Here is a 23305-nt window from a genome sequence, read left to right on the forward strand (position 1 = left end):
AGGGTGACGTCGTATTGCGGCTCTGGCTCGGGTTCCGGCTCTGGCTCTGGCTCCGGCTCGGCCGCGGCGACGGCGGTGCCGACCTCGGTCAGGGCGGCGCTCAATTCATTGGCGTTGCGGGCCGACAGGTACTTGCCTCCGGTGTTGTCGGCGATGCATGTCAGGGCGCTGGTGTCGGCGTCGCCAAGGCCAAAGCCCACGACATGCGCCGTGAACCCGACGCCCGCGCTTTCCAGCGTTTCAGCCAGCGCGCAGGGGTCACGTTCGCAGCTCTCCAAGCCATCGGAGATCAGAACCACGGTGGCGGGCGTATCGGTGTACGACAGCGACGTCGCGGCCTGTTCCACCGCGCTGGTGAGGGGCGTCTTTCCGGTCGGGGTGATGGAGCCGATCCGGCTCAGGATCTCGCCCCGCGTGCCTTGTCCGGGGGCGACGAGGGTTTCGATGTCCGAGCAATCGCCGCGGCGGCGGTGGCCGTAGGCCATCAGGCCGACCTGCCGGTTATCCGTCCATTCCCCGAGCAGGTTTTCCATAACTCCGCGTGCGATTTCAATCTTGGCGGTGCCGTCGATCTGGCCCCACATGGAATTGGAACCGTCAAAGACGATCATCACGTTTTCATCTTGCGCCTGCGCGGGGGCGGCGCATGTCAGTGCCCCGCCGAGTGTCAATGTGGCCAGTGCCGTTGAAAATAGCTTCATAATGTCCTCGCTCCCTATTCAATCATGCGCGCGGGGGCCGGTTGCCCCGATCATTTTGCGACCGACGCTTTCGCTCCGGCAGGCAGTGCCGTCGCTGAGCGGTCCGATTTGTGCCCCGTTCGCGTCATACCGGTCAACCGTCCCGTGCCCCGCGCGGACGGTTTCGCGCAAGCACGGCGGGATCGGTGTGGGGGACTTGAAGCCCGGGGGCATGTTTTCCAGTCGGGGCATATAAATCAGGGGAAGGACCAGCCTTGATGCTCGATCCGCATGATCCGCAGGGCGGGCGGGTCAAGCGCGGGATCCACGCGCAGGCGGAATATCGCGGTCTGGGGCTGGCCGAAGTTGCGGAACTTCGCGTGCACCGTCACGAGGCCGCGATGCATCGCGCGCTCGGGCGCGGGACGGATGCGCAGGCCCTCAACATCGGCGTCCTGCGTGCCAAACAGGGGGTCGGCGCCAACCGGGCCGGACAGTCGCGCGACAAGATCCGCGAAGAAGTAGTCGCGCGCCGCAGGCGGGGCCAGCGGGCCGGCCGTTTCGCCGCGCTGTGCGCGCTGCCGTTGATCGTAGAGACGCCGCACCAGCGCCACGCCGCGCGCGACCAGCGGGTCCATCTGCGTTTGCGCGGCCGAAGTATCCTCGGCCAGGTAGTGCGCCGAGACCCAGCCCGAAACCCCGCTCTCCGCGCTTTCCATGAGGCACCACCGTGGCGGTAGATCCGCGCGCTGGCTGTCGCTCAGGGCGTGGTAGATCCGGCGCGGCAGATACGGCACGCAGGTGATCATCCGCAGGCCCGTGGCGTCATGGGCGAAGGTGCCGATCACCAAATGATCGGTGCCCGGCCCGGTGCGCACGTTCAGCGTGTCATCGGACGCGACGCCGCTGACCATCCAGGCGTCCGGCCCGTGGCCGTCCATCTGTGCCAGCGCGGGCATCGGGGCCGCAAACACGATAAGGGCCGCGATGATGGGTCTGATGACAGGGATCATTGGCTTACTCGCTCCTTGTCGCAGGGCGGGCGGCGATCCACGCGGCGTCAGGCCGGGTGCGCGCCGCCGCCCACTTCGCCTGTTTCCTGCGTCGCCGCGCCAAGCGCGCGATCCTTCAGCTTGCGGAACTTGCCCGACATCTGTTCCAGCTTGGCCTCCCACTCTGGATCGGGCTGCTGCGATTCGATGGTCTTGAAATAGACCTGCATCATGCAGGTGATCGCGAACGGCTCCAGCAGGGCCGCCTTCACGCTCCACGCAAACAGGAGGGCAAAGACGATACCCCCCGCCGCCCATGCGCCGGGCATCAGGTAAACCACCAGCGCCGCGGGCGCGAGCATCACCAGGAACACCAACAGGCCAAGGCCATAAACGATGATCGCCAGCCACGCCGCGTTCTTGAGCATCACCTTGTAGTTCTGTCCATAAAGCACCAGCGCCTCCTTGGCCGAGGCCCATGGATTGGTCGAGCCGGTACGGATCGCATAGGCAAGGATTACCTCGTCCACGAAGCCGACCGCAACGCGCAGGAACGCCGACAGGATACTGGCCAATTGCTGTGCCCCCGGCATGGGCAAAACGGTCAGGATGCCGCGCACCAACCCGGTGATCGCCCGGATTACGCCCTTGACCAGTTGGTCGATCAGGAACAGGACACTGGCCTGCGGGAAGCGTTCCTTGGTGACCTCGGTCGCGTGCTGGATCTGGCTGCGGCCGTGCGGCATCGGCTTGCCGTCGATCAACTCGACCAGGACCGCGATGTGACCGGCCTTGACGACGTAGAGGATGTATTCACGCATCCAGTACATCACCGCCCCGAACAGGCCGAAGCCTGCGATGCCGCCCCACATGGTGCTGCTGGCGCGAAATCCTTCATCGCCCAGCCCGCCAATGCCGTAGCCTATGCCGGCGCCGGTGCCGGTGACCAGGATGTATCCCAACGTGATCCCGAAATAGACCGCCATGCGCAGGACGATGAACGGCAGGGTCCGCGCCATCATGCCGAAGGCGCTGGTAATATTGAAATCCCACATGGCTTCCCCCTGATGTCAGAAGTGCTTTGCCGGTCGCATGCCGGGCATAGTGCCACGGACCTGCAATTGCATCAAACTCGCCATCCTAATTGGCACGTCTGGTCCGGCGGGCGCCCCCTTCATTCAGAGGGGGCAGCGTAAATATTTGCAACGTAAAGAAATTGCACGCTACCTAGGACACTGGTGCATTGCACCCGGCAGAAATGGGGAGAGTGATATGACAAGGCAAACAGGGGCAACGGTTGCCGCGCTGATACTGGTGGGGGCCGCCGCCGTGGCCGAGCAGCAGGACCCCCTGTTGCAGGTGACAGGCCGGATCGACGGCGGATCGGTCAGCCTTGACCGAACGGCCCTGGAGGCGCTGCCCGTTACCACACTTGAGACAACCACCGTGGTAACGGATGGCACGCACCGCTTCACCGGGTTCTTGATGCGCGATCTTCTGGACCGGCTGGGCGCCGGGGGCGATCACGTCAGCGCACTTGCCCTGAACGATTACGCGGTGGATATCCCCATGGCCGATTTCTACGACTACGATGTCGTCGTGGCCTATAGCATGGATGGCAAGGCGCTGCACCGCGCCGACAAGGGGCCGCTATGGATCGTTTATCCGCGCGACGACCATGCCGTTTTGCAGGATATCCGCTATGATTACCGCTGGGTCTGGCAGCTTTATCAGCTCGACGTGCGATGACGCGGCTTGGCGATCCAGTCTACCGACTTTTGGTGCCGCTGGCGGCGGTTGTCGTTTTCGCGGTGCTGCTGACGTTTTCGCTGATCCGGATGTTCGAGATCGAGAACGCGATGCGCGTCGAGGCAGAGCAGAATATGCTGTGGGTTCTGCATCAAAGCGAGGTGTCGGCCCGGCGTCTGAGCGAGACCGCCGCGCTGGCCGATCTGGGCGCGGCGGGGGCGGATGAACTTTCGCTGCGATTCGACATCCTGGTCAGCCGGGTTGCGATGCTGACGGACGGGCCGCAACTGCGGTTCATGCAGCGGATCGGCTACGCCGAGGACCTGGAGTGGCTGACCGGCACGCTGGACGCGCTGGCGCCCATGGTCGCCGGTTTCCGCGCCGGTGACGGGATGCGGCTACATGGCGCGGTGGAGCCGATCGCGCGCCTGTTCGGGCGGGCGGCGAACGCGGCGATGATCGCGGAATGGGATGATCTGGGCGGGCGGCTGGAGACGTACCGCGAGCAACTTCGCCAGATCATCGCGTTCCTGATCGGGATCATGGCGGCGGGCGGTATCCTTGCCGTGACGCTGGCGGTGGCGCTGCGCCAGTCGCGGCAGCGAAACCTGATGCTGCGGCGGGCGCGGGATTTCTCGGGGATGCTGATCTCGTCCAGCGGCGAGGGCATTCTGGCGGTGGACGGCGCGGGGCGCTGCACGCTCTGGAACGATGCGATGGCGCAGTTGGTGGGCAAACCGGCGGAACAGGCAGTCGGGCACGCCCTGTCGGAGGTGGCAGGGTTCTTCGACACCGCCACGGTGCGGCAAAGCGTGCAGCGCGGCCTTGCGGGAGAGGCCACGCACCTGACGTTGCAGCCGCTGTTCCGGCCGGGTCACGATGCCCCGCGCCACGTGGACCTGCGGTTTTTCCCGATGCTCAACGAGGACGAGATCGTGGGCGTGATCCTCTTCGTGCACGACGCATCGGATCGCTACGCGGCGCGGCAAAAGGACATGCAGGACCGCGACCGCCTTGAGGAGCTGGTGACAGAGCGCACGCGCGATCTGGACGAGGCGCTGCAACGGGAACGCTCCGCGGCCGATCTCTACCGCAACTTCGCGGCCATGGTCTCGCACCAGTTCCGCACGCCGCTGGCGGTGGCGGATTCGGCGCTGCAACGACTGATCCGGCGCGGCCCGCGCGCCGATCCGGACGAGGTGGCCGACCGCGCCGTACGCGCCCGCAACGCGATTGCAGGGTTGACGCGGCTGGTGGCAAGCACGCTGGATACGGTGCGGCTGGATGCCGGGCAGCTTGGCGCGCGCCGGGTGCGGTGCGACATTGGCGAGATCGTGCACGCGGTCTGCGCCCGGCAGCGCGATGCCGCACCAGAGCGCGAAATCAGGATCGAGGCCGCGCAGGCCATTGGAGGCACCGCCGCCCTGTGCGATCCGGCCCATGCCGAGCAGATATTGGAGAACCTGTTGTCAAACGCCGTCAAATACGCGCCCGCCGATACCCCTGTATACGTGGCCCTGGATGGGGATACCACGCACGTTTGGTGTGATGTCCGAAACTCCGGCCCGCCCGTGGCCGAGGCCGACCGCGAAAAGATATTCGAACGCAATTACCGCGGCGCAAACAGTGCCGGCATCGCGGGCACGGGGATCGGGTTGTTCATGGCGCGCACGCTGGCCCGGATGCAAGGCGGCGATGTCGCCTTGCATCCGGGCGCGGACGGGGTGACGTTTCGCCTGACCCTGCCACTGTGGGGGGCGGGCCGGCCATGACGCGCGCGAGCGATCAATCCCTTATTCTGGTGGTCGAGGACGAAGCGGCGCTGTGTCGCGATATCGTCGAGGAGTTGCAGGAGGCCGGGTACGACACGCTGGCGGCCGCCGATGGCCGGCAAGCGCTGGCCCTGCTGGAGGACGCCGCCCCCGACCTGGTGCTATGCGACATCACGATGCCGGGCCTTGACGGGTACGAAGTGCTCAGGGAAATGCGCACCCGCCGCCCCGAGCTGTCGGCGACGCCGTTCGTGTTCCTGACCGCTCTGTCAGAGCCGCGCGAGGTGATCGAGGGCAAGCTGCTTGGCGCCGACGACTACCTGGTCAAGCCAGTCGATTATGACCTGATGCTGGCCACGCTCGCGGCGCGTCTGCGGCAGGTCAATCGCATCCGCACCCGCCATGACAGCGAGGTGGCGCAGCTACGCGACGCGCTCGACGCGTTCGCGGACAAGGGCGCGGCGCAGGCGTTGGACCTGATAACACTGGGCGTCATGCTTGTGGATGAGAAGGGCAAGCGGCTCCATGCCAACCGCACCGCGCAGGAGATGATCGCGGCGGCGGAATATATCGCTCTTCGCGGCGACGACATAGGGTCCCCTGACCCGCCATCCGACCGGGCCTTGCGCAATGCGGTGTCCAAGGCCCTGCAAGCGGCGCGCGCGGGGCAGGAGAAAGTGGTGGGCGTCATGCTGCACTGCGCGGCGGACCCGCGTAGCGTTTCGGCCTTGGTTTGCGCCTTGCCGGAACGCACCGGCGACACCGATGGCGCGGCGCGGGTGGCGCTGTTCCTGTCGGCCCCCGGCGCGCGGCAACGCGTGCCCGAGCCGCTGTTGATGGACCTGTTCGGCCTGACCCCGACCGAGGCGCGCGTTGCCGCCGCCCTGGCCAGCAGCACCCGCGCCGCCGATGTGGCGGTCGACCTGGGCGTGTCCCAGACCACCATCGCGTTTCACATGCGCAACCTGTTCCAGAAGACCGATACCAACCGCCAGGCCGATCTGATCGCGCTGATCCTGGCCGGTCCGATGATGATCAAGTCCGAGTAGCGCGCCGCCACCACCGCCGCGCAAAAGAAACAGATGACGAATCCGCGCGCCGGGGCTAAACCCGCCCGTGACCAGACACCAAGACCCGCCCCCAACCAGCAAGGACGCCTTTCATGATCCCGACAGCCTATCCCACGAAGGAAGAAATCGCACGCCTGACCGCGCGGATGCTGCTGGAGATCGAGGCGGTGCATTTCAATGCGAAAACACCCTTCACGCTGGCCTCGGGGCTGCCCAGCCCGACCTATATCGACTGCCGCAAGCTGATTTCCTACCCGCGCATCCGCGCGACGGTAATGGATTTCCTGACCGTGACGGTGATGCGCGATGCCGGGTTCGAGGCCTTCGACAACATAGCGGGCGGGGAAACAGCGGGCATTCCCTTTGCCGCGCTGGTGGCCGAGCGAATGGGCCTGCCAATGACATATGTGCGAAAGAAACCAAAGGGGTACGGGCGCAACGCGCGTATCGAGGGCGCGATGTTTGAGGGGCAGCGCGTGCTTCTGGTCGAGGACCTGACTACCGACGGGGGATCGAAGCTATCCTTCGTCGATGCCATCCGAGAAACGGGCGCCACCTGCGCCCACACGGCGGTGATTTTCTACTACGGAATATTCCCCGAGACCGAAAAGAAGCTGGGCGATCACGGCGTCAGCCTGCACCACCTGTGCACCTGGCACGACGTTCTGGCCGAGGCCCGAGCACAAGGCGCGTTCGACGACGCGACGCTGTCCGAGGTTGAATCCTTCCTTACCGATCCGCGCGCGTGGCAAGAGGCGCGCGGATGAGCGCCACAATATGTTGGCGTGCGCCGGGGCATTCATGCTAGATTGAGTGTGCGGCGGGGATATCCACAGATTGCCCCCAGAAACATACAATTTGCCCTGCCCGCCCGGTCATGGATAAGACAGGTGCAGCCGATTCCGCGGCCACCCGGGACAGGCAGGCACGGCCACCACGGGCATGGCCCCACGACCCTGGCCCCACAAAACAGGCTCCACAACGCTGGACACCGAGGCACATGAACGAAGTCGCAGCATTCAACCCAACCGGCGCCCAGGTCGAAGATGCAGAAACGATGCCTCATTCGATCGAGGCCGAGCAGCAGCTTCTGGGCGCGATCCTGACCAACAACGATCTCTATGACCGCGTGGCCAGCATCATCGGCCCGCAGCATTTCTACGATCCGGTGCACGCGCGCATTTTTGAAACCGCCGCCGCGCGCATCGCCAAGAACAACCTTGCCTCGCCGGTCACGATGAAGGCCTTTTTTGATGAGGACGAGGGCCTGAAGGAACTGGGCGGCCCGGCCTACCTCGTGCGGCTTGCCGGCGCCGCGATCAGCGCCTACGCAGTGCGCGACTATGCGCAGATGATCTATGACCTGGCGGTGCGGCGCGAATTGATCGGCCTGGGCCGCAACATCGCCTCAAAAGCGTCGCGCGTGGAGGTCGACAACGAGCCGCGCGAGCAGATCGTCGAGGCCGAACAGGCGCTTTATCAACTGGCCGAGCAAGGCCAGACCGAAAGCGGGTTTCAATCCTTCCTCAAGGCGGTCACCGACGCCGTGAACGTCGCCAACGCCGCCTATCAGCGCGATGGCGGGCTGGCGGGGGTGTCTACCGGGCTGACCGACATGGATCGCAAGCTGGGCGGTTTGCACCGCTCGGACCTGCTGATCCTGGCGGGGCGCCCGTCGATGGGCAAGACATCGCTGGCCACCAACATCGCGTTCAACATCGCCAAGGCCTACAAGCGCGGCGCCCTGCCCGACGGGACCGAAGGCACGATCCAGGGCGGCGTCGTGGGCTTCTACAGCCTTGAGATGAGCGCCGAGCAATTGGCCGCGCGTATCCTGTCGGAAGCCGCCGAAGTGCCGAGCGAGCAGATCCGCCGCGGCGACATGACCGAGACGGAGTTTCGCCGCTTCGTCGATGCGGCCAAGGCACTGGAGGCGTGCCCGCTATATATCGACGACACGCCCGCCCTACCGATCAGCCAGCTGGCCGCGCGGGCGCGGCGGCTCAAGCGTACGCATGGTTTGGATGTGCTGATGGTGGACTACCTGCAACTGGTGCGCGGCACCGGGCGGTCGGAAAACCGGGTCAATGAGATCTCCGAGATCTCCATGGGCCTCAAGGCCATCGCCAAGGAGCTGGATATTCCGGTGATCGCGCTGTCGCAGCTCAGCCGGCAGGTGGAATCGCGCGACGACAAGCGGCCACAGCTGTCGGATCTGCGCGAATCCGGCTCGATCGAGCAGGACGCCGACGTGGTGATGTTCGTCTTCCGCGAGGAATATTACAAGGAACGCGAGAAGCCGGGCGATCATGATCTCGAGGCAATGGCCAAGTGGACCGAGGAGATGGAGCGCCTGCACGGCAAGGCCGAGGTCATCATTGGCAAGCAGCGCCACGGGCCGATCGGGACGGTCGAGCTTAGCTTCGAGGGACAGTTCACGCGCTTTGGCAACCTCGTGAAGCCCTGGCAGCAGGACGGCGGCACGCAGGAGTTCTGAGGCCGCGCACGATGTAGCCGGCGGGGGGCCAGCCCCCCGCACCCCCCGGAGTATTTGGGGCAAGATGAAGAAGCGCGGGCGGGCGCCGGCCGCGTGTGGACAAGGGGGCGAATCCCGACCCCGGCGGAACGGTGTCTTTCCGCTTGACCTGAGGCGAGAGGCTGTCAAGAAACGCGCATGTCCAGTGGCACGCTAACAATAGATCTCGAGGCGCTCGTCGCGAACTGGCGCGCGCTCGATTCCCGCTCGTCGGCGCAGGTTGAAACCGCGGCTGTGGTCAAGGCCGATGGCTATGGCCTTGGCGCCACACAGGTGGCGCGCGCGCTGGCGCGGGCCGGGGCGCGGCGGTTTTTCGTGGCCATCGCCGAAGAAGGCGCCGCGATCCGGCAGGCGCTTGGGCCGGGTCCCGAGATCAACGTGTTTTCGGGCCACATGCCCGGCGACACCGAGATGATCCACGATCTGCAACTGGTGCCGATGATCAACTCGATCGACCAGATGCTGCGCCATGTCGAGGCCCTGCCGGGTGCGCCATTCGGCGTGCAGCTTGATACCGGGATGAACCGCCTTGGCATGGAGCCGAACGAATGGGCGGCCCTGCAAGACATCGCCGTGCAACAGCGACCCACCCTGATCATGTCGCACATGGCCTGCGCGGACGCGCCCGATCACCCGATGAACGCGCATCAGTTGCGCATGTTCAACGAGATGACCGCGGGCCTCAATGTGCCGCGATCCCTGGCGGCGACGGGCGGCATCCTGATGGGGCCGGAGTATCATTTCGAGCTGACGCGCCCGGGCATAGGCCTTTATGGCGGGCTGCCCTTTGCCGAGGCGCGCCCCGTGGCGCACCTGTCGATTCCGGTGATCCAGAGCCGGTGGATCAGCGCCGGCGAAACCGTGGGCTACGGCAACACGTGGACCGCGCAGCAGGACACGCGCATCGCCACCATCGCGGCGGGCTATGCCGACGGGATCATGCGGCTTTTGGGGCCGTGGCTATCGCTTTATGCGGCGGGCGGCGTGCCCTGCCCCGTACGCGGGCGCATTTCCATGGACCTCATTGGCGTGGACATCACCCACCTGCCCGAAGAGCCTGCCGCGCTGGAGGTTCTGGGGATGAACCAGGGAGTTGATGACCTTGCCGGGCTGATCGACACGATCGGCTACGAGATCCTGACATCGCTGGGGGGGCGCTACGCAAGGCGCCTGCACGGCGCATGAGCGCCGCCGCCCCGATCGCCGCGCTTGGCCGCTCGGTCCTGGGGGCGCTGGCCCTGATCGGGCGAATTGCGCTTTTCGCCGCCGACACCGTGAGCCACGCCCTGCGCCCGCCCTTCTACTGGCGCGAGTTCGGGCAGGCGCTGGTGCAGATCGGATGGCTGTCGCTGCCGGTGGTGGGGCTGACGGCGCTGTTTACGGGCGGGGCGCTGGCGCTGCAGATCTACGCCGGCGGATCGCGGTTCAACGCCGAATCCGTGGTGCCCTCGATCGTGGCCATCGGCATGGTGCGCGAGTTGGGGCCGGTTCTGGGCGGGCTGATGGTGGCGGCGCGGGTGGCCTCGTCCATCGCAGCCGAAATCGGCACCATGAAGGTGACCGAGCAGATCGACGCGCTGGTGACGCTATCCACCCACCCGATGAAATACCTGACCCTGCCGCGCGTGTTGGCGGCGACGCTGGCGGTGCCGGTCCTGGTGGGCATGGGCGACGCCATCGGGATCATGGGCGGCTACCTGGTGGGCGTGACGCGGTTGGAATTCAATCCGGGCACGTACCTTAACAACACGGTTGATTTCCTTGAGCGGTGGGATGTCGTATCAGGCCTGATCAAGGGCGCGGTGTTCGGGTTCATCGTGGCGGTGATGGGGTGCTATCACGGCATGCATTCGGGCCGCGGCGCGCAGGGCGTGGGACGGGCCACCAAGTCGGCGGTGGTGGCGGCCTCGATCCTGATCTTGGCGGCCAATTACATTCTGACGGAGCTGTTTTTCTCGGCATGATTACCCTGCGCGATGTTCATAAGGCCTTTGGCGACAACCACGTTTTGCGGGGCGTGACGCTGGACGTGCCCACGGGCGAAAGCATGGTGATCATCGGCGGCTCGGGCACCGGCAAATCGGTGGCGATCAAGTGCATCCTGGGGCTGGTGCAGCCCGACAGCGGCACCATCGAGGTGGACGGCCGCGACGTGCGCAGCGGCGATCGCGACGCGTTCCTGGCGCGGTTCGGGATGCTATTCCAGGGCGGAGCGCTGTTCGACAGCTTGCCGGTCTGGCAAAACGTGGCATTCCGGTTGCTGCGCGGCAGCCTCAAGCGGCCCTGGCCCGAGGCGCGCGAGATCGCCATCGAGAAGCTGCGCCGCGTCGGCCTGACGCCCGATGCCGCCGACAAGTACCCGGCCGAACTGTCGGGCGGCATGCAAAAGCGCGTCGGCCTGGCCCGCGCCATCTGCGCCGAGCCCGAGATCATCTTTTTCGACGAGCCGACCACCGGGCTGGACCCGATCATGTCGGGCGTCATCAACGAGCTGATCCGCGAGATCGTGGTGGAAATGGGCGCCACGGCCATGGCCATCACCCACGACATGAGCAGCGTGCGCGCCATCGCCGACAAGGTGGCGATGCTGCATGATGGCATCATCCAGTGGACCGGCCCGGTGTCGCAACTGGACGATTCGGGCGATCCCTACCTTGATCAGTTCATCCACGGCCGCGCCGAGGGCCCGATCGAAGCGGTGCGCTGAGATGTTGGAGCCGAGCCCGATATTCGTTGGCTTCCTGCTGCTGAAATCCTATTTCTACCTGCCCGCGATCCTGCTGTTGGCGCTGCTGCGCGTGGGCGGCGGGCGCGGCATATGGGTGCGCATCGCCGCCGGGATTGCTGCGGCGGTGGCGCTGATCGGGCTGGCGGCGCGGTTCGGGCCGCCGTTGTTGGGGCTGTATTCCGGCCCGGTGCACATGGCGGCGGTCCAGGTGACGGCGCTTGGTGGGGGCATGGGGATGCCGCTGCTGGCGTCGGCGGGCCTCGCGCTGTCCGCCCTGCCCCGCCTTGCCCGTTGGCGCGGGATCGACGCGGTGCACGCGGTAGTGCTGCTGGTGCTGCTGGGTCTTTGGGCGCTGGCGCGGTAGCGCCACGCGCGGCGGGCAACATGCGCTTGCACCGCATCGCCGCCTCGGGCAGAAGAAACCGATGGCAAAGAGCAACAGCTTCACCTGTACCGCCTGCGGCGCCGCAACGACCAAGTGGTCGGGGCGCTGCGATGCGTGCGGCGCGTGGAACACCATCGTCGAGGAAAAGCCGCTTTCGGCCGGCCCACCGTCAAAGGCGCTTGGGGCGCGGCGCGGGCGGGCGGTGGCGCTGACTGATCTGGCCACGCAAGAGGCGCCGCCGCCGCGCACCCGCTCGGGTATGGACGAACTGGACCGCGTCTTGGGCGGGGGGCTGGTGCCGTCCTCGGCGATCCTGGTGGGGGGCGATCCGGGCATCGGCAAATCGACGCTGCTGCTACAAGGCGCGGCGCGGTTCGCGCGCGCAGGCCTAAAGACGCTTTACGTGTCGGGCGAAGAAGCCAGCGCGCAGGTGCGCATGCGCGCGCAGCGGCTGGCGCTGACGGATGCGCCGGTACAACTGGCGGCCGAGACCAACCTGCGCGATATCCTCACCACGCTGGAAGAGGAAAAGCCGCAGTTGGTGATCATCGATTCGATTCAAACGATCTGGGCCGACAATGTCGAAAGCGCGCCGGGCAGCGTGGCACAGGTGCGCGCGGCGGCGCATGAGCTGACCAGTTTCGCCAAGCGGCGCGACATGTCCGTGATCCTTGTCGGTCACGTCACCAAGGAAGGGCAGATCGCCGGCCCGCGCGTGGTGGAACACATGGTTGATTGCGTGCTTTATTTCGAAGGCGAGCGCGGGCACCAGTTCCGCATTCTACGCAGCGTCAAGAACCGCTTTGGCCCCGCAGACGAGATCGGCGTGTTCGAGATGACGGGCGGTGGCCTGTCGGAGGTCGCCAACCCCTCGGCCCTGTTCCTGTCGGAACGCGGACAGCCGACGCCCGGCTCGGTCGTGTTTTCGGGGATCGAGGGCACGCGCCCGGTGCTGGTGGAGTTCCAGGCGCTTGTCGCGCCCTCGTCGCTGTCACAGCCGCGCCGCACGGTGGTTGGCTGGGATGGTGGGCGGCTGGCGATGATCCTGGCGGTACTCGAGGCGCGCTGCGGCATTCCGTTCGCGGGGCTAGATGTGTACCTGAACGTCGCCGGCGGCATGAAGATCAGCGAACCGGCCGCCGACCTAGCGGTGGCCGCGGCGCTCCTGAGCGCGCGCGAGGATGTGGCCCTGCCCGCCGAAACGGTGGTTTTCGGGGAAATCAGCCTGTCGGGCGCGTTGCGACCCGTCGGCCAGAGTGAAAACAGGTTGAAAGAAGCGCAAAAACTTGGTTTCACGTCAGCGATTACCCCTTCGGGCGGCAAGCCGGGCGGGACCAGTGGCCTGAAACTGACCCAGATGGGCGATCTGACGGCTTTTGTTGGCGAGGTTTTTGGCGCCGGTTGAGCGTCTGAGATACGGGGATACGAGGGACATGGACGGCTTTACCATCATCGACGGCGGGGTGGCGCTGATCATTCTGCTATCGGCCGTGTTGGCCTATTCACGCGGGATCGTGCGCGAGACGCTGGCGATTGTCGGCTGGATCGCGGCGGCGATCGTCGGGTTCATCTTTGCGCCGCAGGTGCAGCCGCTGGTCAAGGAAATCCCGATGATCGGCTCGATCATCGCGGACAGTTGCGAATTGTCGGTAATCGCCGCCTTTGCCGCGGTGTTCGCGGTGGCGCTGGTTCTGGCATCGCTGTTCACGCCGCTGTTTTCCACGGTGGTGCAGCGCTCGGCGATTGGCGGGCTGGACCAGGGGGCGGGGTTCTTCTTTGGGGTTCTGCGCGGTGTCTTGCTGATCGCGGTGGCGTTTTTCGTCTACGACACGATCATGACCGGGCAGGACGTCGCGATGATCGACGACAGCCGCTCGGCCCAGATCTTTGGCCGGATGACCACGCAGATCGAAGATCGCGACCCCGAGCAAGCGCTTGGCTGGATTACGCAGCAATACGAGACACTTGTCAGCGTGTGCGACGCCCCCGCGTAAGGACACCGCGCCGCCCGTGAACGCTCTCGTGGTGCCGGTCTCAAACTGTTTTGTGATCCTTTCGTGACACTGGCCGGTCAAGCGCTTATGTAGTGCACAATATCGTGCCAAACGGATTCGGAGCTGCCCGCCTTGTCCATGCAAATGCCTCCCGCCCATCCCTTCGACGACGACAAACTGCGCGAAGAATGTGGCGTCTACGGGGTTCTCGGTGTCAGTGACGCCGCCAATTTCGTCGCCCTTGGCCTGCATGCCCTGCAACATCGCGGGCAAGAGGCCGGTGGCATTGTCGCCTATGATCCGCAAGAGGGGTTCAACGCGGCGCACCGCTTCGGCTATGTCCGCGACAATTTCACCTCGCAAACGTTGATGAAAACGTTGCCCGGCGCGCTGGCGATCGGGCATGTGCGCTATTCCACCGCCGGGTCCAAGGGGGCGGCGATCCGCGACGTGCAACCGTTCTTTGGCGAGTTCTCGATGGGCGGCGCGGCGATCGCCCATAACGGCAACATCACCAACGCCGAGGCGCTCAGGCGCGAGTTGATCGAGCGCGGTTCGATCTTCCAATCCTCGTCCGACAGCGAATGCATCATTCACCTGATGGCGCGGTCCCTGCAAAAGGGCATCCCCGAGCGGATGGAAGACGCCCTGCGCCGGGTCGAAGGGGCGTTTTCCATCGTCGCCATGACGCGGACCAAGCTGATTGGCGTGCGCGACCCATTGGGCGTGCGGCCGCTGGTCCTGGGTCAGGTCGCGGGAGCGTATGTCCTGAGTTCCGAGACCTGCGCGCTGGATATCATCGGCGCCGAATACGTGCGCGAGATCGAGCCGGGCGAAATGGTCGTGATCGACCACAAGGGCCTCGAAAGCCGCTTTCCGTTCCGGCGCCAATCCCCGCGGTTTTGCATTTTTGAGCATGTCTATTTCTCGCGCCCCGACAGCATCCTCGGCGGCCGCTCGGTCTACGAGACACGCCGCCAGATCGGTGTCGAACTGGCCCGCGAGGCGCCGGTCGAGGCCGATCTCGTCTGCCCCGTCCCCGATAGCGGCACACCCGCCGCGATCGGCTACAGCCAGGAAAGCGGCATTCCCTACGCGATGGGGATCATCCGCAACCAGTATGTCGGCCGCACTTTCATCGAGCCAACCGAGCAAATCCGCAACATGGGCGTGCGCCTGAAGCTGAACGTGAACCGCGCCCTGATCAAGGACAAGCGCGTAGTGCTGGTCGATGACAGCGTGGTGCGCGGCACCACCAGCCGCAAGATCAAGGAGATGATCCTGGATGCCGGCGCCAAGGAGGTGCATTTCCGCATCGCCAGCCCGCCCACCTCGTGGCCCTGTTTCTACGGGGTGGACACGCCGCAGCGCGAGAAACTGCTGGCGGCGAGCATGTCCGAAGAGGAAATGCGCGCCCATCTGCAGGTGGACAGCCTGAAGTTCATCACGCTCGACGGGCTCTACCGCGCCGCAGGCGAGGCGCAGGGCCGCAACAGCGCGTGCCCGCAATATTGCGATGCGTGTTTCTCGGGGGAATACCCGGTCGCGCCCAGCGATATGCTGGAAAAAGGGTTCAAACTCAAGGCGGCGGAATAACCGCCGCGCCTCGTCGACCGCATGGGCACCACGGGGCACAAACGGCAAGAGAGCATGACCATGAGCGAAAAGATCGCGCTGATAACGGGGGCCTCGCGCGGACTTGGCGCAGCACTGGCCGAGGAATTGTCGGGCACCCATCACGTGGTCGCCGTGGCCCGCACCACCGGCGCGCTGGAAGAGTTGGACGACCGCATTCAGGCCACCGGCGCCAGCGCGACGCTAGCGCCGATGGACGTGACCAACCCCGACGCGATGGCGCAGCTTTGCCGCTCGATCCATGATCGCTGGGGCGGAATCGATATCTGGGCGCATTGCGCGATCCATGCCGCCCCCCTGGCGCCGGCTTATTTCCTCGATGCCAAGGATTGGGAAAAATCCGTGGCCTGTAACGTCACCGCGACCGGGCAACTTATTCCGTTCATCGCCCCGCTTCTGGGCGAAGAGGGAACCGCGCTGTTTTTCGACGATCCGCGCGGGGGGGAGAAATTCTTTGGCGCCTACGGGGCAACCAAGGCCGCGCAGATCGCGCTGGCCCGCTCATGGGCCGCCGAGACCGAGCGCACCGGCCCGTCGGTAAGGGTCCTGGCCCCCGCGCCGATGGCCACGGCCACGCGCGCGCGCTTCTTCCCCGGCGAGGATCGCACAGCGCTCAGCACCCCCCGCGACGAGGCCAGGCGGCTTGTGTCGCAACTGGGCGCCTGAGCGCAGCGGGTTTTAGTGCTTTTGAGTGTCTCGGTATAACCAATGCGCGAAATAGCGGCCGCAGGCCGCCGCGCATCGCCGGGCCGCCCCGGCACGGCGATGCGCGCCCCTTGTGCCCTCGCATCCCGGACGCCGCGCTTGCCCCGCCTTCCCCGCTCTACTACTAAGTGGCAAAGGCAGGACGAGGGCAGGACCAGATGCGCATTCTCATCACCAACGACGACGGCATCAACGCTCCGGGGCTTGAGGTGCTGCACGGCATCGCGGCCGAACTGGCCGGCCCCGATGGCGAGGTGTGGACCGTCGCGCCCGCGTTCGAGCAATCGGGCGTCGGCCACGCGATCAGCTACACCCACCCGATGATGCTGGCCCGTCTAAGCGAGCGCCGCTATGCCGCCGAAGGCAGCCCCGCGGATTGCGTCATGGCCGGCCTGCACGAGGTCTTGCGTGACGATCGGCCCGACCTGGTGCTGTCGGGCGTTAACCGGGGCAATAACTCGGCCGAGAACGCGCTTTATTCCGGCACATTGGGCGGCGCGATGGAGGCGGCGTTGCAAGGCATACCGGCGATGGCGCTGTCGCAATACCTTGGCCCGCAGAATTTCCAGGCCGAGAACCCGTTCGAGGCGGCCGAAGTTCACGCGGTCGATGTCATTCGCAAGCTGCTCAAGGCCACCCCGGTGTCCGAGGACGGCGCCGATTACCGCCTGTTCTACAACATAAATTTCCCGCCCCTGCCCGCTGCCGAGGTGCTTGGCATGCGCATCGTCGCGCAGGGCTTTCGCCGCCACACCAATTTCGGGGTCGAGCCGCACCTGTCGCCATCGGGGCGCAAGTTCCTGTGGGTCAAGGGCGGCGATCAGCACCGCCCGACCGCCCCCGACACCGACGCCGCCGTCAACCTCGAGGGCTACATCTCGGTCACGCCGATGCGTGCGGACCTGACCGCGCATGACATTTTGGATCAGCTCAAGGCCTTTGAATGAACGAGCCGGACGACGCCACACGCAAGATGCAGTTCCTGTTCGCGCTGCGCTCGAAGGGCGTCACCGATACGCGTGTTCTGTCGGTGATGGAAAAGATCGACCGCGGCCCGTTCATTCGCGGCCATTTCGCCGATCGCGCCTACGAGGACATGCCCCTTCCCATTGCATGCGGGCAGACCATATCGCAGCCCTCGATCGTGGGGTTGATGACGCAGGCCCTGCGCATCAATCCGCGCGACAAGGTGCTGGAGGTGGGCACCGGCAGCGGCTACCAGGGGGCGATCCTGTCGCAACTGGCACGGCGGGTCTACACCGTTGACCGGCATCGCCGCCTGGTCCGCGAAGCGCGCGCCATTTTCGAGGCGCTGGACCTGACCAATATCACCGCCGTCTCGGCCGACGGAAGCTTTGGACTGCCGGACCAGGCGCCCTTCGACCGGATCCTCGTCACCGCCGCCGCCGAGGACCCGCCAGGCCCCCTATTGGCGCAATTGAAAATCGGGGGTATCATGGTCTTGCCGGTCGGCCAGTCCGATACCGTGCAAAGCTTGATCCGCGTTACCAGGCACGACGCGGGTTACGAATACGACGAATTGCGCCAGGTGCGTTTTGTCCCTCTTATCGAAGGGCTGGGGCGTGACACCTGAGCAGGGATAAACGCGAAGCCCCGGCCACAAGGGGCGCGACAGAGGAATTCGAGATGACCAACCCCGATGACCGTCACCCGCCGATGCACCGCCCGCGCACGCTCAGGCGCGTGATCCTGACAACGACGGCGCTGGCGCTTCTGGGCGCGTGCAGCGAGCCGCTCGACTACGACATGCGGGGCAACTTTGCCAACGGGTTCGATACCAGCGACGCCGCCACGCAGGCGACGGCGGATCGCCCGCGCCCCGATGACCGGGGGATCATCTCCTATCCCGGCTACCAGGTGGCGGTCGCCAAGCGCGGCGACCGGCTGCGCGACGTGGCCAACCGGATCGGCGCCGACGTGCAAAGCCTGGCCCGCTACAACGGGATCAAACCGGATGATCCGCTCAGGCAGGGCGAGATCATCGCGCTGCCCAACCGGGTGGCCGAGCCATCGCCGGCCACGGGCGCCCCGGCCACCGGGCCGATCCAGCCGCCAGGCGTGGACATCACCACGCTGGCCGGCAACGCGATCGACGACGCCGACAGCACCGGCGCGCAAGTGGCGACGGGCGAGGCGCAAACCGATGCGCAAGTTGGGGCCGAGCCGGTGCGCCACAAGGTGCAACGCGGCGAAACCGCCTATTCCATCGCGCGCCTTTACGGCGTGACCCCGCGCGCCCTGGCCGATTGGAACGGCCTCGATAGCCGCTTCACCGTGCGCGAGGGGCAGTATCTGCTGATCCCCGTCGCGAAGTCGGACACCCAATCGGCCGCGTCCACCGACACCGCCGCGCTTGACACCCAAACCGACACCACCGCCCCCGGCCAAGGTAGCCCGACGCCGGTGCCGCCCTCGTCAAGCGATCCGCTGCCCGAAGACACCGAGGCCGCCGCGCCTGAGGACGACGACGCCGAGGCCCCCGACCTGGGCGAGACCCAGACAGCAAGCACCGACAGCGCACCGCTGATGACCCCGGTGAAGGGCAAGATCATCCGCGCCTACGCGAAGGGCCGCAACGACGGCATCGACATCCAGGCCCCCGCCGGCAGCGGCATCATGGCCGCCGACAGCGGCAGCGTCGCAGCCATCACTTCCGATTCCGACGAGGTGCCGATCCTGGTGGTCAAACATGCCGACAACTTGCTGACCATCTATGGCAACATCTCGGACATCCGCGTGCAAAAGGGCGACAGCGTCAGCCGCGGACAACGCATCGCGTCGGTCCGATCCGGCGATGCAAACTACCTGCATTTCGAGGTCCGAAAAGGGTTCGAAAGCGTCGATCCGACCGATTACCTGCCCTGAGCGTGACCCGCGAGCGCGCGAACGCTGCGATAGCCCGAGGCGGCCCGCCGGATACAGGACGGCGATGCGGGCCGCCCCGCATATCGCGCTCCAAGCGTGAGCGGCCCGCCCGTTATCTGGAAGTAGTCGTAATCGCGCGGCCTGTCGAAGGCGCATAGATACTGGAAATGCAGGCGGAAAAACCGCCGGCGCAACTGTTCCCACCGCGCGGGCGACAGGGTTTCACTGAACGCCGCAGAAAACACCAGCGGCCATTTCTGCCCCTCGGGCGCGACGCCCGTCACCGCCACCGGATCGCATAGCGCAAAGGCACAGCCATCGCCGGGTGCGCTGACGTCGACCCACACGATATCGCCCCGCGAGCACAAGAACCGCAAATCGGCGCGCAGGCGCTCGGCGCGCGGCAGGAACGACACCATCGGCACCACATGCCCCAGCGTCAGCAGCGACAGCGCCGGCCCGCCTTTCGCCATCCCCTGCCCGGCGCGGATCAGGTCCGACAGGACCGACACCGCCAGATGCGCCCCCGACGAGTGCCCGACGATCAGCACCTCGTCCACATCCGTGCGCAACGCCTCGGCGATACGCTCGGCGAACTCGGCCATGCGCGCCTCAAGCGCGGGCGGATTGGCGCCGCGATGCTGCGCCGAATAGGCGTAATCATGCATCAGGTAATAGGCGAACAGACGGTTATCGATTCGCCGGAACCACATCAGGATCGGCGGCACCACCAACAGTCCGGCCCATTCAGCAAACGAGTGCAGGTATGACAGCAACGCGCCAACCGCCCACGCCGCCAGCAGCGCGATCACGAGTTGCCCGATCAGGAACACCACCGGGTAAAGCGCCGCGATCACCGGCCCCTTGCGCAGCCCGCCAAGACGAAACAGCGCACCGCTTGAGATATAGACCCACGCCGTGCGCAGCAGTTGCACGTAGCTTGCGATGATCCCCTGATCCATGCTGCGCCGCACGATGTCGGACCACACCAGCACCTCGAAATCGGTCTCGGTGTCCTGCCCGCCCATCCGTGCCGCGACGTGCCAGCCGTAGGGCCCCTTCCGGCGCTGCGGCGTCAGGGTGAGGTCATAGCCGCAAATGCGCGCCTGCTCGGCCCCCTCCTTGCGGTACAGCTCGCGGTAGCGCCGCGGATGTATGGGGTCATAGCCGGGAATGTAGAACACGCGGCGGCGCCGCACTTTGTCTGCCTGTTGCTGCGCCATGCCGCTCCCTGTTTGTCCGGGCCAGCCCCCGGCGCCCATACTTGCCGCGCAAGCACCGATTGCGCAACGTAAAACGCCGCGACCCGGTCGGGATCGCGGCGTTCATTTATCGCTTTGGGCTATGTCAACGGCCCAATGACCACCAGCCCCGGCGCTTGGGCTTTTTCTCTTTCTTGTCCGGCTGGGGGGCCTCCTGCGCGCGCTCTGCCGGCTCGGCGGCTGGCTCTGGCGCGGCGGCGGGGGCTTCCTCCTTGGCGGACTGGGGCGTCGCCTCCTCTTCCTTGGCGGGGGTGGCGGTGGCCTCTGACTCGGCGGCCTTTGCGGGCTCGCTGGCCCCGTTCAGGGGCTCCGGCGCGGGCTCTTGCTTGGCGGCCGGTTTTGCCTTTGGCTTGGCCGGGGCCTTGCGGGTGCGCTTGACCTTGGGCTTCTCGGCCTTGGCCTCGCCTGGCGCCTCGGGGGCCGCGTCCTTTGCGGCCTCTTCCGGCGCTGTGGAGGGGTCTGCGGGCTGCTCCGCGTCGACCTGCTCAGCTGCCTTCGCCTTGGCGGATTTGGCGCGCGAGGGCCGCTTTCTGGCAGGTTTCTTGGGCGCCTGCTCGGCCGCCTCTGCACCGCTCACGTCGTCGCTGGCGGCCTTGGCGTCAGTGTCCGGCTCAGCAGCGGCCTCGCCCTGCACGGCCTCGCTTGCGGCCTCGCTCGTCTCGCCGTTTTGCGTCTCGCCGTTCTGCTGGGCCCCGTTGCTTGACTTGGACTTGCCGCTACGGCGGCGCCGGCGGCGGCGCTTCTTGGGCTTGCTGCCTTCCTCTTCCGCGGCGGGAGCGGCGGCGGCAGGCGCCTCATCGCTGTTTTCATCGGCAGACGCCGCAGGCGCGGTATCCTCGTCGATCTGGTCCATCAACGATGTGTCAACGGACACCACCGGCGCGGCAGCCTCGCCCACAACACGGGTCGCGGTCTTGAATTTTTCAAGGCTGAAATCCGGGCTGATCAGCGCCGGATCGCCCTCGACCCGCACCGACAACCCATAGCGCGCCTCGATCTGGGCGACATGCTCGCGCTTGAAGTTCATCAGGTAGTTCGCGATCCCGACCGGCGTCTTGACCAGCACCTCGCGCGAGCGGCGGCGCACACCTTCCTCTTCGATCTGGCGCAGGATCGACAGCGCGAGGTTGTCGTCCGAGCGGATCAGCCCGGTGCCGTGGCAATGCGGGCATGGCTGCGTCGTGGCCTCGATCATGCCGGGGCGCAGGCGCTGGCGCGACATTTCCATCAGGCCAAAGCCGCTGATCCGGCCCACCTGGATGCGGGCGCGGTCGGTCTTGAGCTTGTCCTTGATCTTTTTCTCGACGGCGGCGTTGTTCTTGCGCTCGTCCATGTCGATGAAATCGATCACGATCAGCCCGGCCAGATCGCGCAGGCGCAACTGGCGTGCCACCTCTTCCGCGGCCTCCATGTTTGTCTTGAGCGCGGTATCCTCGATCGAGCCTTCCTTGGTGGCACGCCCCGAGTTCACGTCGATCGCCACCAGCGCCTCGGTCACGCCGATCACGATGTAGCCGCCGGATTTGAGTTGCACCGTGGGGTTGAACATCGAGCTGAGGTAGCTTTCCACCTGGTAGCGCGCGAAAAGCGGCATCGCGTCGGTGTAGTGCTTCACGTTCTTGGCATGCGAGGGCATGATCATCTTCATGAAGTCCTTGGCGATGCGGTAGCCGCGCTCGCCCTCGACAAACACCTCGTCGATCTCGCGGTTGTACAAGTCGCGGATCGAGCGTTTGATCAGGTCGCCCTCTTCATAGATCTTGGCCGGCGCGATCGATTTCAGCGTCAGCTCGCGGATCTGTTCCCACAGGCGTTGCAGGTACTCGTAATCGCGCTTGATCTCGGTCTTGGTCCGCTTGGCGCCCGCCGTCCGCACGATCAGGCCCGCGCCCTTGGGCACGTCGATCTCGGTCGCGATTTCCTTGAGCTTCTTGCGGTCCACGGCGTTGGTGATCTTGCGGCTGATGCCGCCGCCGCGTGCCGTGTTGGGCATCAACACGCAATAGCGCCCCGCCAGCGACGGGTAGGTCGTAAGCGCCGCGCCCTTGTTGCCGCGCTCTTCCTTGACGACCTGCACCAGAAGGATCTGACGCACCTTGATGACTTCCTGGATCTTGTAGCGCCGGGGCCGCGGTTTGCGCGGGGGGCGGATGTCGTCCTGGTCGTCATCGTCGGCGACGGCTTCGATGCTGTCGTCCTTTTGCGCGGCATCGCTGCGGCGGCGCGTGTTTCCGTTGCCGTTGCCATTGCCGTTACCATTGTCATTGCCGCCGGTCTCGGGCACGGGTTCGGCGCTTTGCTCTTCCGCCGCATCGCTGGCCGCCTCGGCCTCGCCTTCAGGCTCGGCCACCGGCGTTTCCTCGACCCGTTCCATCGGCGAGGTGCCCTCGGGCACTTCGTCGGTGTCGGCGGCGCCTTGCCCTTCGGGGTCCAGCTCGATGGTTTCCATGCCGGAGATTTCGGCCACGCCATCGGCCGAGGATGGATCGCGCGAGGTGGTCGCATCCTTGGTGTCGGATTTCGCCGCGCGGGATCTGCGCCCGCCACGCGAGCGCCCGTTGCGCGGTTTGCTTTCTTCCTCTTCATCGCGCGCGCGCTGCTCTTCGGCGTGGGCGCGCTCCTCTTCCATCAGGGCTTCGCGGTCGGCGACCGGGATCTGGTAGTAATCGGGATGAATCTCGGAAAAGGCGAGGAACCCGTGCCGATTCCCCCCGTAATCCACGAACGCCGCCTGCAGCGACGGCTCGACCCGCGTTACCTTGGCAAGGTAGATATTGCCGGCAAGTTGGCGTTTGTTCTCAGATTCAAAGTCAAATTCCTCAACTTTGTTTCCATCCACCACGACGACGCGGGTTTCTTCCGCGTGCGTGGCGTCGATCAGCATTTTCTTGGCCATGTTTTCCGTTTGCAC

Annotated in this window: 21 protein-coding genes; 16 read left to right on the forward strand and 5 right to left on the reverse strand. The window is 65.9% G+C overall.

Annotation, left to right across the window (positions count from 1 at the left end; genetic code table 11):
* The 3 genes from G568_RS19030 to G568_RS19035 all read right to left on the reverse strand — a co-directional run.
* The coding region (locus G568_RS19030; protein WP_157084426.1) for a vWA domain-containing protein at nucleotides 1-701 on the reverse strand (701 nt) is incomplete at its 3' end.
* A 236-nt stretch (nucleotides 702-937) separates the two neighbouring features.
* Nucleotides 938-1693 (reverse strand): SH3 domain-containing protein, encoded by a 756-nt coding sequence (locus G568_RS0114995; RefSeq protein ID WP_026758789.1) that lies wholly within the window; start codon nucleotides 1691-1693, stop codon nucleotides 938-940.
* Nucleotides 1694-1740: 47 nt separating this feature from the next.
* Complete coding sequence (locus G568_RS19035; RefSeq protein ID WP_051203055.1) at nucleotides 1741-2727, reverse strand: hypothetical protein; 987 nt, start codon at nucleotides 2725-2727, stop codon at nucleotides 1741-1743.
* Between the two features lie 217 nt (nucleotides 2728-2944).
* Between G568_RS19035 and G568_RS0115005 the strand changes: the two genes are divergently transcribed.
* From G568_RS0115005 to G568_RS0115080, 16 genes are all read left to right on the forward strand, one after another.
* The gene (locus G568_RS0115005; protein ID WP_084627424.1) at nucleotides 2945-3421 is read left to right on the forward strand and encodes a putative pterin-binding protein; all 477 of its coding nucleotides are present in this window, start codon (nucleotides 2945-2947) and stop codon (nucleotides 3419-3421) included.
* Nucleotides 3418-5193, forward strand: a complete 1776-nt coding sequence (locus G568_RS0115010) for a sensor histidine kinase (protein ID WP_026758791.1) — start codon at nucleotides 3418-3420, stop codon at nucleotides 5191-5193. The genes G568_RS0115005 and G568_RS0115010 overlap by 4 nt, the downstream gene beginning before the upstream one ends.
* Nucleotides 5190-6242: a response regulator gene (locus G568_RS0115015; RefSeq protein WP_026758792.1), complete on the forward strand. Its 1053-nt coding sequence runs from the start codon at nucleotides 5190-5192 to the stop codon at nucleotides 6240-6242. The genes G568_RS0115010 and G568_RS0115015 overlap by 4 nt, the downstream gene beginning before the upstream one ends.
* A 113-nt stretch (nucleotides 6243-6355) precedes the next feature.
* Nucleotides 6356-7030: an orotate phosphoribosyltransferase gene (locus tag G568_RS0115020; protein ID WP_026758793.1), complete on the forward strand. Its 675-nt coding sequence runs from the start codon at nucleotides 6356-6358 to the stop codon at nucleotides 7028-7030.
* A 233-nt stretch (nucleotides 7031-7263) separates the two neighbouring features.
* On the forward strand, nucleotides 7264-8760 hold the full coding sequence (locus tag G568_RS0115025; protein WP_026758794.1) for a replicative DNA helicase: 1497 nt from the start codon (nucleotides 7264-7266) through the stop codon (nucleotides 8758-8760).
* A gap of 177 nt (nucleotides 8761-8937) precedes the next feature.
* The gene (gene alr / locus G568_RS0115030) at nucleotides 8938-9984 is read left to right on the forward strand and encodes an alanine racemase (RefSeq protein WP_026758795.1); all 1047 of its coding nucleotides are present in this window, start codon (nucleotides 8938-8940) and stop codon (nucleotides 9982-9984) included.
* Nucleotides 9981-10763: an MlaE family ABC transporter permease gene (locus tag G568_RS0115035; RefSeq protein ID WP_026758796.1), complete on the forward strand. Its 783-nt coding sequence runs from the start codon at nucleotides 9981-9983 to the stop codon at nucleotides 10761-10763. Before alr ends, G568_RS0115035 begins: the two co-directional genes overlap by 4 nt.
* A complete protein-coding gene (locus tag G568_RS0115040) occupies nucleotides 10760-11506 on the forward strand; it encodes an ABC transporter ATP-binding protein (protein WP_026758797.1) in 747 nt (248 codons plus the stop codon). The genes G568_RS0115035 and G568_RS0115040 overlap by 4 nt, the downstream gene beginning before the upstream one ends.
* Nucleotide 11507: 1 nt before the next feature.
* Nucleotides 11508-11891 (forward strand): hypothetical protein, encoded by a 384-nt coding sequence (locus G568_RS0115045; protein ID WP_026758798.1) that lies wholly within the window; start codon nucleotides 11508-11510, stop codon nucleotides 11889-11891.
* 61 nt (nucleotides 11892-11952) lie between these two features.
* Nucleotides 11953-13317 (forward strand): DNA repair protein RadA, encoded by a 1365-nt coding sequence (radA, locus tag G568_RS0115050; RefSeq protein WP_026758799.1) that lies wholly within the window; start codon nucleotides 11953-11955, stop codon nucleotides 13315-13317.
* 28 nt (nucleotides 13318-13345) lie between these two features.
* Nucleotides 13346-13906 (forward strand): CvpA family protein, encoded by a 561-nt coding sequence (locus G568_RS0115055; protein ID WP_026758800.1) that lies wholly within the window; start codon nucleotides 13346-13348, stop codon nucleotides 13904-13906.
* 144 nt (nucleotides 13907-14050) lie between these two features.
* Nucleotides 14051-15502 carry an amidophosphoribosyltransferase gene (gene purF / locus G568_RS0115060; RefSeq protein WP_026758801.1) on the forward strand — a complete coding sequence of 484 codons (1452 nt, stop codon included), beginning with the start codon at nucleotides 14051-14053 and terminating at the stop codon, nucleotides 15500-15502.
* 60 nt (nucleotides 15503-15562) lie between these two features.
* Complete coding sequence (locus tag G568_RS0115065) at nucleotides 15563-16207, forward strand: SDR family NAD(P)-dependent oxidoreductase (protein WP_026758802.1); 645 nt, start codon at nucleotides 15563-15565, stop codon at nucleotides 16205-16207.
* Between the two features lie 197 nt (nucleotides 16208-16404).
* Nucleotides 16405-17193, forward strand: coding sequence for a 5'/3'-nucleotidase SurE (surE, locus tag G568_RS0115070; protein WP_026758803.1), 789 nt, complete (start codon nucleotides 16405-16407; stop codon nucleotides 17191-17193).
* On the forward strand, nucleotides 17190-17840 hold the full coding sequence (locus G568_RS0115075; protein ID WP_026758804.1) for a protein-L-isoaspartate(D-aspartate) O-methyltransferase: 651 nt from the start codon (nucleotides 17190-17192) through the stop codon (nucleotides 17838-17840). The genes surE and G568_RS0115075 overlap by 4 nt, the downstream gene beginning before the upstream one ends.
* A 53-nt stretch (nucleotides 17841-17893) precedes the next feature.
* Nucleotides 17894-19132, forward strand: coding sequence for a LysM peptidoglycan-binding domain-containing protein (locus tag G568_RS0115080; RefSeq protein WP_245582965.1), 1239 nt, complete (start codon nucleotides 17894-17896; stop codon nucleotides 19130-19132).
* Here G568_RS0115080 and G568_RS0115085 read toward each other — a convergent pair.
* Nucleotides 19120-20355, reverse strand: a complete 1236-nt coding sequence (locus G568_RS0115085) for a hypothetical protein (protein ID WP_026758806.1) — start codon at nucleotides 20353-20355, stop codon at nucleotides 19120-19122. The genes G568_RS0115080 and G568_RS0115085 overlap by 13 nt on opposite strands.
* A gap of 124 nt (nucleotides 20356-20479) precedes the next feature.
* The gene (locus G568_RS0115090; protein ID WP_026758807.1) at nucleotides 20480-23290 is read right to left on the reverse strand and encodes a ribonuclease E/G; all 2811 of its coding nucleotides are present in this window, start codon (nucleotides 23288-23290) and stop codon (nucleotides 20480-20482) included.
* Nucleotides 23291-23305: the final 15 nt, after the last annotated feature.

Source organism: Sediminimonas qiaohouensis DSM 21189 (assembly GCF_000423645.1).
GTDB classification, from domain to species: domain Bacteria; phylum Pseudomonadota; class Alphaproteobacteria; order Rhodobacterales; family Rhodobacteraceae; genus Sediminimonas; species Sediminimonas qiaohouensis.

Excerpts from the sequence above, each read along its gene's own strand:
- G568_RS0114995 (WP_026758789.1), bottom strand. The coding sequence starts at position 1,693 with ATGATCCCTGTCATCAGACCCATCATCGCGGCCCTTATCGTGTTTGCG.
- G568_RS19035 (WP_051203055.1), bottom strand. The coding sequence starts at position 2,727 with ATGTGGGATTTCAATATTACCAGCGCCTTCGGCATGATGGCGCGGACC.
- G568_RS0115005 (WP_084627424.1), top strand. The coding sequence starts at position 2,945 with ATGACAAGGCAAACAGGGGCAACGGTTGCCGCGCTGATACTGGTGGGG.
- G568_RS0115010 (WP_026758791.1), top strand. The coding sequence starts at position 3,418 with ATGACGCGGCTTGGCGATCCAGTCTACCGACTTTTGGTGCCGCTGGCG.
- G568_RS0115015 (WP_026758792.1), top strand. The coding sequence starts at position 5,190 with ATGACGCGCGCGAGCGATCAATCCCTTATTCTGGTGGTCGAGGACGAA.
- G568_RS0115020 (WP_026758793.1), top strand. The coding sequence starts at position 6,356 with ATGATCCCGACAGCCTATCCCACGAAGGAAGAAATCGCACGCCTGACC.
- G568_RS0115025 (WP_026758794.1), top strand. The coding sequence starts at position 7,264 with ATGAACGAAGTCGCAGCATTCAACCCAACCGGCGCCCAGGTCGAAGAT.
- alr (WP_026758795.1), top strand. The coding sequence starts at position 8,938 with ATGTCCAGTGGCACGCTAACAATAGATCTCGAGGCGCTCGTCGCGAAC.
- G568_RS0115035 (WP_026758796.1), top strand. The coding sequence starts at position 9,981 with ATGAGCGCCGCCGCCCCGATCGCCGCGCTTGGCCGCTCGGTCCTGGGG.
- G568_RS0115040 (WP_026758797.1), top strand. The coding sequence starts at position 10,760 with ATGATTACCCTGCGCGATGTTCATAAGGCCTTTGGCGACAACCACGTT.
- G568_RS0115045 (WP_026758798.1), top strand. The coding sequence starts at position 11,508 with ATGTTGGAGCCGAGCCCGATATTCGTTGGCTTCCTGCTGCTGAAATCC.
- radA (WP_026758799.1), top strand. The coding sequence starts at position 11,953 with ATGGCAAAGAGCAACAGCTTCACCTGTACCGCCTGCGGCGCCGCAACG.
- G568_RS0115055 (WP_026758800.1), top strand. The coding sequence starts at position 13,346 with ATGGACGGCTTTACCATCATCGACGGCGGGGTGGCGCTGATCATTCTG.
- purF (WP_026758801.1), top strand. The coding sequence starts at position 14,051 with ATGCCTCCCGCCCATCCCTTCGACGACGACAAACTGCGCGAAGAATGT.
- G568_RS0115065 (WP_026758802.1), top strand. The coding sequence starts at position 15,563 with ATGAGCGAAAAGATCGCGCTGATAACGGGGGCCTCGCGCGGACTTGGC.
- surE (WP_026758803.1), top strand. The coding sequence starts at position 16,405 with ATGCGCATTCTCATCACCAACGACGACGGCATCAACGCTCCGGGGCTT.
- G568_RS0115075 (WP_026758804.1), top strand. The coding sequence starts at position 17,190 with ATGAACGAGCCGGACGACGCCACACGCAAGATGCAGTTCCTGTTCGCG.
- G568_RS0115080 (WP_245582965.1), top strand. The coding sequence starts at position 17,894 with ATGACCAACCCCGATGACCGTCACCCGCCGATGCACCGCCCGCGCACG.
- G568_RS0115085 (WP_026758806.1), bottom strand. The coding sequence starts at position 20,355 with ATGGCGCAGCAACAGGCAGACAAAGTGCGGCGCCGCCGCGTGTTCTAC.
- G568_RS0115090 (WP_026758807.1), bottom strand. The coding sequence starts at position 23,290 with ATGGCCAAGAAAATGCTGATCGACGCCACGCACGCGGAAGAAACCCGC.